Source organism: uncultured Phocaeicola sp., assembly GCF_948499155.1.
In the GTDB taxonomy this organism is placed as follows: domain Bacteria; phylum Bacteroidota; class Bacteroidia; order Bacteroidales; family Bacteroidaceae; genus Phocaeicola; species Phocaeicola faecalis.
Window position 1 is genome coordinate 1 of sequence record NZ_CAOOSE010000046.1, and the last position, 13,906, is coordinate 13,906.

A 13,906-nucleotide genomic window follows, 5' to 3' on the forward strand; every position below is an offset into this window, starting at 1 on the left:
AGGGCTCGTTCGGGACTTGCACCCTATAGTTACTACACATGCAGGGCAAACATGGTTTGCAGCTTGCCGCCGTTAGGTGGCACATCGAGTAGGTCAGCCCCCTTTCGGGGGCTTTCCCCTCTAAGAACCGTACATGATAGTTTCCCATCATACGGCTCAAGCGGCTCTAAACTTGTTTGACCAAGCCGGCTCATAGGAACCTCCATTCGGTTATGTTGGTAAATTTACAGCAATTTTCATGTGCAAGGTAATTTATCCGTTTATTATTTACTACCAAGTGTGTTTGTACCCACGGGGTAGCGGTTGTTATCGGCTCTCCACACACTTTACACCTGCGCATTTGTTTTTCCCACAAGTTGCGTAAGGTGTATCGTCCGTTAAAATGCTCCAATAAGTTTTGAGTATGCCGTTTATTAAAATAGGTGGCGTATTGTACGCTGTACGGGTTGGCTTCTCCAACTATCAGGATATGTTTGGTTTTGGGTACATCGCATACGCTCATCAATGGATAGAACATCTTTTCGCCTTGCTTTTTTACCCAAGTACCAAACCGCCAATGATTTTTCCCTCTTGTGTGGAAATACTTGTGTGATACCCAATGTTTCCCTTTTTTCGGGTGTCTTCTGTCAGCCCACCTGCGTATCTTTTTATAAAGCAGATAGTCCACCTTGATTTTTGTTTTGCCACAGGAACAGGTTTTATAATAATTGCTCCATCCTCTAATAATGGGATTCAGCACTCTTATCAGAGATACTTGTGATATAGCCCTGTATTTGCGAGTTATGGATTTTACCTTGTCCAGTAGCTTCTGCACACTTTTCGCTGACGGTTTTACAATCAATGTTCCATTGAACTTTCTAAAGTTGTAGCCCAAGAAATCAAATCCCTCATTTATATGGGTAATTTTCGTTTTCTCTTCCGAGAGTGTCAGTCCCCTTTCCGTGAGAAATTCTTTTATGGCAGGTTTAACTTCGTTTTCCAAAATATCCTTATCTTTGCCTGTAACGATGAAGTCGTCAGCATATCTGACAAGATTTATTTTGGGATTGTAGTAATTCTTGCCCATTCTTACCTTGAACCGTTCGGACAACATTGTCTGCATGCCGTTCAGCACCATATTGGCGAGTGTCGGAGAAATGATACCTCCTTGCGGAGTACCCTCATGGGTGGGATATAATTTGTTATGGAATACATAACCGCTTTTGAGCCATTTCCTTAACATGACCTTATCCATCGGGATATGGTTTTGCAGCCATTCGTGGCTGATGTGGTCAAAGCACCCTTTTATATCTCCCTCCAATACCCATTGCGGTGCGATTTTGCGGGCAAGTACCGTGAAGCACATTTCTTTCGCATCCTTTGTACTCCTTTCTTTTCGGAAGCCGTAGGAGTGCGTGTCGGCTGTGGTTTCTGCCACAGGGTCAAGTGCCATGTGATATAATGCCTGCATCGCTCTGTCTTTGAGTGTGGGTATTCCAAGCGGACGCAATTTGCCATTGCTCTTTTTGATATTCACCCTTCGCAGGGGTTGTGGACGGTAGCCCCTTCTTTTCAAGCTGGCTATCGCATCCATCTTTTGGTTTGGTGTACTCCATAATACATGGTCCACACCTGCTGTTTTCTTACCTCCGTTAGAGGTCACACGCTTTATGGCTAACGCCTTTCCGTAAAACGAATGCGTCAGCATCCACTGCAAGGCTTTCACCCTGTTATGTCTGCCGCTCATTTGAGCCTTTACAATACGAGCTTGCAGCTTTCGGACTTCGTTTTCGCACTTGTTCCATTGTATCTGTTCCCAAGTTGTCCACGAGTCAGCAGGCGCACACGATTTTGTTTCGTTCATTTGCTTTCCTCCTTTTGAAAGTTCTAAAAGTTTCTTGTAAAGATTATAACCACTATGCGGAAGTCTGCCCACTTTCGTGTGAAGTGATGTTACAACTTCTATCCGCCCCATTACAGAACGACATTCGCTTTCTCCGCAATCTTTTACCTGCATCCCGTTCGGCTTTCCTTACGGTTGGCTTACTTGCATTGCTGCAAGAGAAATACAGGCTTACCATGTTTCATATAAATGACTGACGAACGGGTTAGGTTCTGTCTATGCGCCGATAGTCCGACATCCGTGTACTTCCAGCACCTACATGAAGTAACCTGACTACCTTACCTTTTTGGTCAGAGCCTTACGGCTTTACAGCCGAACATCCTTAGCTCTTTCTAACTGACGACACTTCAACCGACAGTTCGTTTAATCTAACCATTCCGTTCCAGCCTTGCCCCCAGACCGCCGATGTTAGCAGCCATTGGCTTCCCCTCACGGTTCAGCCTGCACCTTTCGGTTGGGTTACGTTGTCCGACAGCACAATACAGGGTAATCCGCACCTGCCGTAGGCTTCCATTGACGGAACAATGGGTTCAATCATACTTACCCAGCTCGTGGGATAGTATCTTAAACATTCATTTATATGACATCATGTCGCACAGGTGTATGTTAGTGATATATTCTATCTTGATATGAAGCATATTCTCTATGTAATTGACAAACTGATTTCTATCCATTTCCATACATGAATCAGCATCCATCATCATTATTTCATAGACGACCTTTTTCAACTTTTCATCTATAATATTATAATCAGAATAGCAGGAAAAGGCGTATTGGGCAATTTTTACGGCATCATAATCATCATGCAGTACATATTGCTTTATTCCATTTACAAATATTTCTTTTGTTAATAACTTCATATTATTTATGTTATCACTAATGGTTAGAAAGGAGCATCGTCAGATGCTATCTTTCGTTGTTACTAACTTATTTATAAATCTCAATCCAGTGAATAAACACCCAATCCCAATAAGCGGATAGATCATACCGCATAAGACTGCAAGCATATTCAATCCTCGTTCATCTCCTGCGAAGCCGTCCAAACTGACTGCTTGCAATAACAGATTGGTTATTTGCCAATCCAATAGATGTTGGTCTAAACAGATAAAGACAAGCCACAAAAGAATAGAGCAACATTCCAAACCAAACAATAACATTATAGCTTTGGGCTGACGGAAATATAGCTTATAGACCTTGTAGATTACCAGCATATCTATAACCATGAACATACCTAAAAAACTATCTTCCATAATACCATATATTCCGAATAGTCGCCCGAAACCTAAGCCACCAAAAAAGAATGTTATCACTATCAGTAAAAGGCTGACAGCAGTCAATGATAGTATAGACTGGACTGTTTTATTCATCGCACGATTGTTAGTAATGGTTTGGTGAGAAACAGCATTAGCTGTTATCTCGACCTTGTTAGTTGCTTACTATATATTCTTAATGATTTCAATGTCTTGAATAGGTATATAACCTATATGGGCATTAAAAATGGAATTTATTCTACACCAGCCATTTACTATTTTACTTATAACAACAGGCATTCCAAAACTAACTGCTATGCCATCTTCTCCTTCGGTAATTTTTTCTCCATCAGGTAAAGAATAAATGTAGGAGCTGCATAGTATGGCACGATCTCCAACTTGTGGCGTAAAATTCGTCCTTTTAGCATTCGGGGGGCTTTGTAATATTATATTATACTGAGCTTCCATACATTTCGTAGATAGGAATAGGTATGCTTCAAAACAGTCATTACATTCATTCTCTTCAGGAAAATGCTCTATATGAAAACCCGGAGTGTCAGCATACAACTTTCCGTGAGTTTCATCTCCTCTATTATATACCCCATATATCAATCGCCCATTAGAATTATAATATGCGATACTGTGCAATGCACCCCCGTCAGCCCATCGCTTAAATACTTTCCTGATATTGTTATCGCTATCGAAATACATAGTGATCAATATATTGGCATTCTTAATATGACCATCATCTAAGATTTTGTATGAATGGATTTGATCAAATTCCATATATTCATCCTCTATTACTTTTCCTAAACTATCTAAAGGAACAAGGTATGCAATTCTCAAAGGCATTTTGTTTATTGCATCAATCTCTGTTTGAATAGTTTCCTTATAGTTTTGTGCAAAAGCAAAATGTGAAAGCAAGAATAAAATATAAAGTATAATTACTCTTTCCATATTGCAACTAATGGCTAAGCGAGGAACGCTGTAAGCGTTATCGCGCTTCGTTAGTAATCTGTTATTGCACTCGTTTCAAATCTCCGATAGATTGGAGTGACATTTCTATGTAGGGAATAGTTTTTAGAATATGGATGTTATCTATTGCTTCTTTACCACCCAATGCCAATGCCGGAACATAACCGTAACATTCGTCTAATGCCGGAATACCTTTGGCTGATTTTATTATGGGATATTCATCTAAGGAAAACCATGAAGACAAGCAGCCCTTATTGAATAATACGATATTAAACAGAATATCGACCTTATCAGATAAAATCCTGAATGTTCCGTATCTCACATTGACAAAGACGACATAATCACCTATCCTGCAATCTTTCACATAGGCAAATATATCACCGAAAACTGTTGTCATAAATGGTGTGGCAGAACCAAAACCCGCCATCGGATAGCAATCATCTATTATTGCCTGATATTCATTAGGTTCAATAATCCTAAATAATCCCTCGCAAAACATTCCAAATCCAACTTCTTTCCAAAGTGTGATTATGTTCTCCGATACGACATTGGCATATTTAGCAATAAAAGCATCATCTACCGTTTGGCAGATGCTACTGGGGTTCTTATCTAAAAACTTTTCGTACATATTTGTTGAACTTTGATTACTAATGTATTTATAAGAACACTGCAAGGTATCGGTTATCGAAATAACCGACACCCAACAGGTGTGGTTCCTAATCTCTAATAACCACCCCCACCGGCATCGGTTACCTTAGCAACCGACACCAGTCAGGTGCAGTCATTACTTTCTGACCATCCTCATACGGTTCACATTAAACCGTAGGTTCGGACGCCTCGCCCTTCTCATTCTCCCCCTTGTTTCCGCCGTTGGCAGAAGCGGCAGGCTTGGCAGCCTTCTGCCCGATAACCTCGCGCTTATAGTGCACGATTTCAGTGTTCATGTAGTCAATGAAATTGGCAAAATCGGCTTCACCCTGCACCAGAGCCAATGCGTTCACCATGCGGACAAACTCGCGGTAAGCGGCATCCGAGGCGGCGCGGGCCGACTTCATGGCACCCACCGTCTGCGTGGTGCGCTCGTCTGTACGGCTGGCGGTGAGCGTGCGCACACGTTCGTTTGCCACCTTCAGTTGGGTGACAAAGGCGGTAAGGCCCAACGCTTCCACCTGAGATTTGTACTTGATTTCCAAGTCGTCAATAAAATTGATGAGCAGACCTGTTTCCTTATCCAGTTGAGCGGAAGGATTGATGTTATAATCTTTCAAATGCTGCCACAGCGTGCGGTAGGCCTGCGCCATCGGCTCCACGGGGAAATCCTTGAATCCGGCAACGGCCTTGCGGTAACCGCTGTAAAGGGAGTCGCGCAGGTGGTCGGCTTCCACAATGTCGTCGGTCAACAGGCTTTTCTGCGAAGTCTTCAACGCTTCGTCCTCTGCCTGCCATGCGCTGCGCAGGGTGGCGAGCAGGGCGGTGGTGGCGGTTTTCACTTTTTCGTCGGCATCGGCATGCGCCATTACGTTGGTGAGGTACATGTAGTGCGCGCCGTTATTCATACGTTCGAGGCTGATGTTTTCAATCTGTTTCATTTCTATGCGATTTAAATTAATGTTTTGCCGAAAACCGGGTTTCCGGCGGTTTGTTGTTCTTTTTGATGCGGAAATCGGGCGTTCCGGGGTTCACTGCGGATTTTTTGGAGCTAGAAAGAGAGTTTCCCGGGGCAAAACATTCGTTGCGGACTCGGAAACGCGGTTTCGGGGAGCACGACGCTGGTCGCGGCCTCGTCCTTGCGGTTTCCTGTTCAAAAGTAAGCATTTTTATGCTACAAACGTTGTTTCTGTGTACAAAAGATTCATGGGGATGCAAAAAACGCGGTTTCCGGGGGCGAAAAAGTCGATTTTATCCCGAAAACCACGTTTCCTGCATCACAGAGAACTTTTTGAAGGCCGCGACAAGGTTTCCGGCCTTGTCAACCGAATATCGGCAAAGTGACTTTTCTCCTGCCTCCCTCACCGCTTTGGCATCCTTTTGGAACATTCTACTGTAGAATGAGAACAGAAAAACAGAACCAAAATGCTAAAACATTGAAATATAAAAGATTAAAAACGAGTGTTGCAGTCCGCTGCCTTCCATTTTGGAAAAAAGCTTTCTAAAATGGAAAAGAAAAAAAGATTCACGGAACCCATAAAAAATAAAACGATGAAAATTTATAGTTTGGAAAATATTAAAACACCGCTCGACCTGGTGTGCATGACAGAAAATATCAAGACCGACATTTCCTGCGTCATTGTTCTTGACACATTCACAGATATTGCTGATAAAATTCAAAAAATATCCATCAGCTTGTTCCATATCGAGATAGAAGACGCCCTGAGAGAAGTGCAATCCTTGTCAGATGATTGTATGGACTGGCTGAACCGGATGATTGTTTCGGAAGGCCGGCGAGAAGAAGCGGAGCAAGATATAAAAATACACATCCGGCAGATGGCGGATTTATGCAACGAGGCTCCGCGTCTGGTAGACGACCGCGATATAATGGCTCAGGGGGCTATTATATCCAGCTTGTTTCTTTCCCACCTTTTGCGGATGCAGGGGAAAGAAAATTGCGTACTCCATTCGTGCAAATTCCTGCGTCTTGGCGTCGACAGGAAACCGGATATGGAAAACTCCCGCAAAAACGTGGAAGAGCTGATGAAAGGGCTTCCCGACGTCCCCCTATATATCACTCAAAACGCCCTGTGCATGAATGTATATAATGAAACCTGCCTTCTGCCCCACGGCGGCACGGATTATTATGCCGCATTGACCGGAGCGGTTTTCCACGCGACAGAGGTGGTGCTTTACACCTCCGGCGGCGTGCTGAACGGCAATATAAAAATGCGACAAACGCATTCCATAACGTTCGGCGAAGCGGAAAACCTGATTGACTGCGGAGCTAGATTTATCTCTGCCGAGTGCATTGCATTGGCACGTTCGGCAGGAATGGCCATCGCCCTACAAAGGCTTCCGTTTTCCGATGAAAATGAATTACTGATTTCTGCCGAAAGGATGGGGCAGGGGGTGAAAGCCCTTGTTTCGCGCCGCCAAGTGGCGTTTATCAAACTGAAATCGCTGGAAATACTGAACGCCTCTCTTTTTATCGGAAAAGTATTTGACACTTTCGAAAGATATAAAGTGCTGATTCATTCGGCGTCCACCTCGAATGTCAACATATCCGTGGCGGTGAGTTGCAGCAGTGATACGTTGCGGTTTATTTATCGGGAGTTGGGCAAATATGCCGAGGTGGGCATTGAAACGGACATGGCTGTGGTGAGTGTCATCGGCAATTTGTCGTGGGAGCATACGGGCATGGAGGCGCACATTATCAATGTGTTATGTCACATTCCGCTTTATCAGATTTCTTATGGAAGCAGTAATCACAATGTGTCGGTAGTGGTTCGGGAAAAGGACAGGGAGCAGGCGGTAAGGGAGCTGGAGGAGGTTTTTCTTGGGGCATAGTTTCATGCGGAAAACGACAGGAATGGTTCAAAGCCTTAATCTATTCCCGGACATTCTTGTTATTCAATAAATAGTTGTTCACTTATTTGTGAATGCTGGGCAGAAGTTTTATATTTACAAACTTTTTACGCGTGAAAGGAAATCGCGGAAGAGCCGGTTGTTACCGTATGTAATATAATTGAATTGTCAAACCATTATAAATAACAGGCAGTATGGTTACATTAAAAGACATTGACCCACACATGATTGCTAACAATTTAGTCCCGTTTGAACCGACTCATCCGGGCGATATTCTGAAAGAGGAAATCGAATATAGAGGCATATCGCAAAGAAAACTCGCAGCACAAATGGGCATATCCTCTTCACTGCTGAACGAGATACTGAATGGCAAACGTGCTGTTTCTACGGAATACGCATTGTTGTTTGAGGCGGCGCTTGGCATTGATGCAGAGCCGTTGCTCCGTTTGCAAGCCCGATATGATATGCAAATCGCCAAATCGGACAAATCATTTGCAGAGAGACTTGCCAATATCCGTAAAATAGCTGCGGTATTGTAAGAATAATACCTGCCCGGCTTCAGAAATCAATCTGAAGTCAGCAGGTTTTCTTTTGCCCCGGGAGCATGTTGAAAGACGGCACCCACTATCGGGCAGTTATCCAACTCTTTACAGTCACCGCAGGTGTTAAATCCTTTCGCATGGACACACTTACGGATTTCGCAATATTCACTGCAAAATGCAAATTTGGCTCCATCGGTGCGGCAGCCCATGCAATGGATGGTTTCTGCTGTAATTTGCGGTGCATTGTTCATCACGCTCCACGCTTTGGCGGTTTTTTCTCTCAGCGCATCGTCATTCGTGACAGTGGCTATGCGGGCGTCGCAGTTTTCGCAATCCAGTCCGCAACAGGCGATTAATTGTTTCATCATTTCGTTTTTAAATGGTTGTTTTCTTGAGTTATTCTTTACCTTTTGGAATAGGTTCTTATGCAAAATTCGTTTCTATCAAATTGGGGTGTGATACACCGGATTCTTATTCGGGTGTGAATATATGGAATTTAATTGAAAGTAAAGTAGGACTTGGCTTTATTTCATAAAACTATGATTGGGAAATATTTTTTTGGGGCGGGGGGAAGCTGAAAGATTGTAATGTGCCTTTCTTATAGAATTATGAGGATAATATTTATAAAAAAACAGAAAGGGTAATGTGATAATGAGGATTATGAGTATTTTTGTACTTATCAAAACAATAAAAGAAACGAATTATGGAAAGAACAGTATTCAATCCTGCTCAAATGGAACTTCTTGAAATGATGAGTTCAACACGAAAGAAACAGCTTCAAAAATAGAATATTTATATATGTATAAAGGTAGAATTATTATAATTACAGGTTCTCCGGGAACCGGGAAAACTACAATAGCAACAATTATCGCAAAAGAATCTGATTTTGCAAGATCTGTGCATATGCATACAGATGATTTTTACCACTACTTGAGCAAAGGGGCAATACCACCCCATTTGCCCGAATCACAGGAACAGAATTTAGTTGTTATCGAGGCTTTTTTAGAAGCAGCCAAACGTTATGTCCGCAGTGGATACGATGTAATTGTAGATGGCATTGTAGGCCCTTGGTTTTTAACACCTTGGAAAGAGGCTATACAAGAAGGGTATGAAATCCACTACATCATATTGAGGGCAGACAAAGAAGAAACGATGAAACGTGCCATTGAACGGACTAAATTAAGTAAAGATACCAATATCGAGTTAGTTGAAACAATGTGGAAACAGTTTGTTAATCTCGGTGATTATGAGCCGTTTGTCATAAATACCACAGATTGTTCTATTGAAAAAGCTGTTTCAATAATCAAAGAACATATTAAAGAGAGAAAACACTTGTTGTATAATGATTTAATATAAAAGCATCCATAGCCAAATAATTTGATTAACAGATAATAAAAGTAATATGGTATGACATTTCGTCCGGTAACAAAAAACAATATTACATGCGCAATAGTCGAAAGTGATTCTGTGGTAATTACAGATATACAATCGGCACTTGATTTATTGATGACCGCAAAATATGAGGTGGGTACAAAAAACATCGTGATAGATAAAAAACTGATTACGGAAGACTTCTTTGTCCTCAGCAGTGGCATTGCTGGAGAGATTTTGCAGAAATATGTAAATTATGGTGGAAGAATTGCGATTTATGGAGATTATTCACACTATACAAGCAAACCTCTTGGAGATTTCATTTATGAGAGTAATAAGGGGAAAAATGTTGTTTTCGTAGATACAAAGGAGGCTGCGATTGATATGTTGACAGAAAATAAAATAAAGTATTTTGAGAACCGGGAAGATTGGAGAAAGTGGTTAATGGATAATTTTGACACTGCTAATGAAATATGGTTTGTATTTCCCGGCAAGTCATCAGGTGAAAAATCTATTCTATACAATGATGCGGTTGAGGAAGCTCTATGTTTCGAATGGATTGACAGTACGATAAGACCTCTTGACAAAGATCATAAAATTCAGCGTTTCACTCCCAGAAATCCTAAAAGCACTTATTCGCAAGCCAACAAAGAAAGGCTTAAATGGCTATTGGAAAATGACAGGATACATCCCCGGTTTAAGGCTAAAATACAGACTGTGTTATCTGAACCTTTCATTTTTCCCAGTGACATAATTGACAAATTGAAAGAAGATAAAATAGTGTGGAAAAACTATCAACAGTTTTCCGATTCCTATCAGCGAATCCGTATTGCATACATTGAAGCCGCGAGGACACGCCCTGAAGAATTTGAGAAGCGGTTAAACCATTTCATTAAAAAAACAAAGGAGAATAAAACAATAACAGGATATGGCGGGATTGGGAAATACTATTAGTATAAAGAATGACAAGGTAGTTGCTGTCGTTTCCCTTGCCGCTGGATAGGCACTCATAAAAAATATGATAATAAACGCTTAAACAGAAAGGTTATGGCAAAGATAAAAACGGAAAAACAATACGAGGCAGCTTGTGCAAGAATTGATGAATTACTAAAAGTGGTTAGTAATGATACGCCGTCGGATGATAAGAATTTTCTTGAATTGGACTTAATCTCAGATTTGGTTGCCGATTACGAGGAAGAACACTTTCTGGTTGAAGCGCCTGCTTTGAAAGTGGCTCGTGAGATTAGCAAGAAGTTGAATATTAATGAATTCTACCTCTGTCTAATCTGAATATTTCCCTCTTACTCACTTATCTAAAACATTTTTTAATGCAGGTTCTATTTGTCATCATCAGGAATAAATCCATATCTCCATTTATTCAATAATCCACCCGAACTTTCCAAACCTACAATGTCCATCAACGCCTCAATAGATGCACAGAACTGGTCTTGATCTTCCGAATCGAAATAAACACCATCCAAATTGTCGAGGACTTGTTTGATAGCCATTTGATACATGACTTCATCAGATTCATCGTGTGCTATCTTTTTAAACGTCTCAGCCAATATGTTTAAAATGTTATTCAACGGCTCACGAAGTTCTTCATCACTGATTCCGGGATAAACGGATGTCGCTGCAAACTTATCACGGGCGATGTATTGTTCTATAGCCTCATCTATGTGTTGCAATGCATCTTTTCGTTTTCTGACATTTTCTTCTGTTTGTTCCATCATATTGTTATCTGTTTTTAAACTATTTTTCTGCATACAAGCTGAAAAAGCAGCAATTATTACCGCCATAAATAGTATTCTAGTATAATATTTCATATCTCATTTCATTTATCAATCAATCTAAATATGTTGTGCCAAAGGTAATTAAAATAATGAATGCAAGAGGATATATACAAATACTATTTTTCCATGCATTGCAATTTTGACTATTCTATTTGATGATACAGAAAGGAGACTGCCCCAAAAGATATATTGTGCTATCCTTTTGCTCTGTCATTAGCTTCGCTGACCCCTTGAAAGATTTTTTCATTAAGGTACGTTCTGAGTGTAACGAAGAATCTGTTAACACAAAGTAGTGTATTCAGATTCTTCACGATGTTCAGAATGACAAAATGATAGAATTACCGACCTTTTCGGACACCCGGCTTTCCTACAAAAAAAATAAATTCACACAATCAGAACCCGATGCTCAAACCTGCTATCAGATAAGTTTTATCAGACGAAGGGGAAGCAACGGCTTGCACAAACAAAGGCAATGAAAAGCGTTCTGTAATCGGAATCTCTTTAGTGGCTTTTAAAGAAATGCTTTCTTCTGATGAATTATTTTGATTCTTCCAGTGCAATGTTCAGTTTCAGAACATTTACTTTTTCTGTTCCAAACAGCCATAGAAACGGGTGCTCGATAGACTTGTCTACCATTGCCTTCACTGTTTCTTCGCTCATTCCACGAGCCTTTGCCACCCGTTGCACCTGTACGTAGGCACATGCCGGAGTAATATGAGGGTCCAGACCGGAAGCACTGGCTGTCACCATTTCGGCAGGCACATCCTTGCGGCTCAGATAGGGGTGATGAAGCAGGAAAGTATCGATACGCGCTTCTACCTCGGCCAGATACTCTTCGTTTGTAGGCCCTTTGTTACTACCCGAAGAACTCGTTGCATCATAACCTTCTCCGGCACAGGAAGGACGTCCCCAGAAATAAATGTCTTCCGTGAAAGATTGTCCCACATTGGCCGCACCCACCACTTTGCCGTCCAGCGTTGCGACTTCGGCATTGCCGGAATTAGGTCCGGCAAACTGGGCGAACAGCCACAATACCAATATATAAAACACTGAAAAGAATACACAGAACACTAAAGTTAGTCTGAATGACCTTATAAAATTTTTCATTGTTACTTACTGATTAAAAGAATAAACCTACTACTAAATCGATTAACTTAATTCCCACAAAGGGGGCAATGACACCGCCTAATCCATAAATCAAAAGATTACGGCGGAGCAGGGCGGAAGCTCCTATCGGTTTGTACCGGACCCCTTTCAATGCCAATGGAATCAAGATGGGGATGATAATGGCATTGAAAATAACCGCAGACAGGATAGCGCTTTCAGGACTATGCAGCCCCATGATGTTCAGTGCGGCAAGTTCGGGGATAGAGAGCATGAACAGCGCAGGAACGATTGCAAAATACTTGGCCACATCATTGGCAATGGAGAACGTGGTCAGTGTGCCGCGCGTCATCAGCAACTGCTTGCCTATTTCAACAATTTCTATCAGTTTGGTGGGGTCGTTGTCAAGGTCCACCATATTTCCGGCTTCCTTGGCCGCCTGCGTACCGCTGTTCATGGCTACCCCCACATTGGCTTGGGCCAGGGCAGGGGCATCGTTTGTACCGTCGCCCATCATGGCAACCAGTTTTCCGGCAGCCTGCTCTTTTTTGATGTATTCCATCTTGTCTTCAGGCTTCGCCTCGGCTATAAAGTCATCGACTCCTGCTTTCTCGGCAATATATTTGGCTGTCAACGGATTGTCTCCCGTCACCATGACTGTTTTTACTCCCATCTTGCGCAAGCGTTCGAAGCGTTCCTGAATGCCCGGCTTAATAATATCCTGTAATTCTATCACACCGGCCACTTTCTTATTGATGCTGACCACCAAGGGCGTTCCCCCATTACCGGTAATCTCCTGAATAACGTCTTCCGTTTCTTTCGGGAAAGTGTTTCCGGCAGAAAGGGCTATCCTGCGGATGGCATCAAACGCACCTTTGCGGATTTCCGTTCCATCCTTCAAATTAATGCCGGAGCATTTGGTTTCGGCAGTAAACTTTATCATGTGGGCTCCCTCGGTATTCAAGTTGCGCATACGCAAACCTGATTCCCGCCCCAGTTCGATGATGGATTTTCCTTCCGGGGTGTCATCGGATACGGAAGAGAGCAGGCACGCTTCGATGAAAGCCTGTTCATCGACTCCTTGCGCCGGATAGAAACGGGTCGCTTTGCGGTTTCCGATGGTAATGGTACCGGTTTTATCGAGCAGCAACGTATCAATATCACCGACTGTTTCCACCGCCTTGCCCGATTTGGTGATGACATTGGCACGCAAAGCGCGGTCCATACCCGCAATGCCGATGGCCGACAGCAAACCGCCGATGGTAGTCGGAATGAGACAGACAAACAGGGACAGAAAAGAAGCAATGGTAATCACGGTTCCCGTATAGTCGGCAAACGGTTTTAGGGTGATACACACAATGACAAAGACCAACGTAAAGGCTGCCAACAGGATAGTCAATGCGATTTCATTCGGTGTCTTCTGGCGGGATGCGCCTTCCACCAATGCAATCATCTTATCCAGGAAACTTTCAC

Annotated in this window: 15 protein-coding genes and 1 pseudogene; 6 read left to right on the top strand and 10 right to left on the bottom strand. The window is 42.4% G+C overall.

Translation table 11 applies throughout. The features are described 5' to 3' along the window. Window positions 1-190: 190 nt before the first annotated feature. The 6 genes from ltrA to QYT14_RS18440 form a co-directional block, all read right to left on the bottom strand. On the bottom strand, window positions 191-1,843 hold the full coding sequence (ltrA, locus tag QYT14_RS18415) for a group II intron reverse transcriptase/maturase (RefSeq protein WP_288325821.1): 1,653 nt from the start codon (window positions 1,841-1,843) through the stop codon (window positions 191-193). Between the two features lie 611 nt (window positions 1,844-2,454). Beyond that, window positions 2,455-2,742, bottom strand: coding sequence for a hypothetical protein (locus QYT14_RS18420; protein ID WP_288325822.1), 288 nt, complete (start codon window positions 2,740-2,742; stop codon window positions 2,455-2,457). Window positions 2,743-2,781: 39 nt separating this feature from the next. Further along, on the bottom strand, window positions 2,782-3,249 hold the full coding sequence (locus tag QYT14_RS18425) for a hypothetical protein (protein WP_288325823.1): 468 nt from the start codon (window positions 3,247-3,249) through the stop codon (window positions 2,782-2,784). A 69-nt stretch (window positions 3,250-3,318) separates the two neighbouring features. Next, window positions 3,319-4,089 carry a hypothetical protein gene (locus QYT14_RS18430; protein WP_288325824.1) on the bottom strand — a complete coding sequence of 257 codons (771 nt, stop codon included), beginning with the start codon at window positions 4,087-4,089 and terminating at the stop codon, window positions 3,319-3,321. A 61-nt stretch (window positions 4,090-4,150) separates the two neighbouring features. Further along, window positions 4,151-4,735: a T6SS immunity protein Tdi1 domain-containing protein gene (locus QYT14_RS18435; protein WP_227226060.1), complete on the bottom strand. Its 585-nt coding sequence runs from the start codon at window positions 4,733-4,735 to the stop codon at window positions 4,151-4,153. 187 nt (window positions 4,736-4,922) lie between these two features. Further along, window positions 4,923-5,696 (bottom strand): DUF6261 family protein, encoded by a 774-nt coding sequence (locus tag QYT14_RS18440; protein ID WP_288325825.1) that lies wholly within the window; start codon window positions 5,694-5,696, stop codon window positions 4,923-4,925. A 610-nt stretch (window positions 5,697-6,306) separates the two neighbouring features. On the opposite strand from QYT14_RS18440, the gene QYT14_RS18445 reads away from it, so the two are divergent. Together QYT14_RS18445 and QYT14_RS18450 are read left to right on the top strand one after the other, a co-directional pair. Continuing rightward, window positions 6,307-7,605 (top strand): aspartate kinase, encoded by a 1,299-nt coding sequence (locus QYT14_RS18445; protein ID WP_288325826.1) that lies wholly within the window; start codon window positions 6,307-6,309, stop codon window positions 7,603-7,605. Window positions 7,606-7,817: 212 nt separating this feature from the next. After that, the gene (locus QYT14_RS18450) at window positions 7,818-8,162 is read left to right on the top strand and encodes a HigA family addiction module antitoxin (RefSeq protein WP_288325827.1); all 345 of its coding nucleotides are present in this window, start codon (window positions 7,818-7,820) and stop codon (window positions 8,160-8,162) included. A gap of 26 nt (window positions 8,163-8,188) precedes the next feature. Here QYT14_RS18450 and QYT14_RS18455 read toward each other — a convergent pair whose 3' ends face one another. Further along, entirely contained in the window at window positions 8,189-8,530 is a 342-nt protein-coding gene (locus tag QYT14_RS18455) for a DUF3795 domain-containing protein (RefSeq protein WP_288325864.1), read from the bottom strand. A gap of 433 nt (window positions 8,531-8,963) precedes the next feature. Here QYT14_RS18455 and QYT14_RS18460 point away from each other — a divergent pair, with 433 nt between their 5' ends. From QYT14_RS18460 to QYT14_RS18475, 4 genes and pseudogenes are all read left to right on the top strand, one after another. Next, complete coding sequence (locus QYT14_RS18460) at window positions 8,964-9,521, top strand: AAA family ATPase (protein ID WP_288325828.1); 558 nt, start codon at window positions 8,964-8,966, stop codon at window positions 9,519-9,521. Window positions 9,522-9,572: 51 nt separating this feature from the next. Then, a pseudogene (locus tag QYT14_RS18465) lies at window positions 9,573-9,914 on the top strand (DUF4180 domain-containing protein); the annotation flags it as partial. Between the two features lie 6 nt (window positions 9,915-9,920). Further along, on the top strand, window positions 9,921-10,490 hold the full coding sequence (locus QYT14_RS18470; protein ID WP_288325866.1) for a YdeI/OmpD-associated family protein: 570 nt from the start codon (window positions 9,921-9,923) through the stop codon (window positions 10,488-10,490). A gap of 93 nt (window positions 10,491-10,583) precedes the next feature. Continuing rightward, the gene (locus QYT14_RS18475) at window positions 10,584-10,826 is read left to right on the top strand and encodes a hypothetical protein (protein WP_288325829.1); all 243 of its coding nucleotides are present in this window, start codon (window positions 10,584-10,586) and stop codon (window positions 10,824-10,826) included. A 47-nt stretch (window positions 10,827-10,873) separates the two neighbouring features. On the opposite strand, the gene QYT14_RS18480 is transcribed toward QYT14_RS18475, so the two are convergent. From QYT14_RS18480 to kdpB, 3 genes are all read right to left on the bottom strand, one after another. Continuing rightward, window positions 10,874-11,269, bottom strand: coding sequence for a DUF4844 domain-containing protein (locus QYT14_RS18480; protein ID WP_288325830.1), 396 nt, complete (start codon window positions 11,267-11,269; stop codon window positions 10,874-10,876). Window positions 11,270-11,866: 597 nt separating this feature from the next. Then, window positions 11,867-12,436 (bottom strand): K(+)-transporting ATPase subunit C, encoded by a 570-nt coding sequence (locus QYT14_RS18485; RefSeq protein WP_288325831.1) that lies wholly within the window; start codon window positions 12,434-12,436, stop codon window positions 11,867-11,869. 13 nt (window positions 12,437-12,449) lie between these two features. Continuing rightward, window positions 12,450-13,906, bottom strand: a 1,457-nt coding sequence (gene kdpB / locus QYT14_RS18490) for a potassium-transporting ATPase subunit KdpB (RefSeq protein WP_289826465.1), incomplete at its 5' end; no start/stop codon positions are given.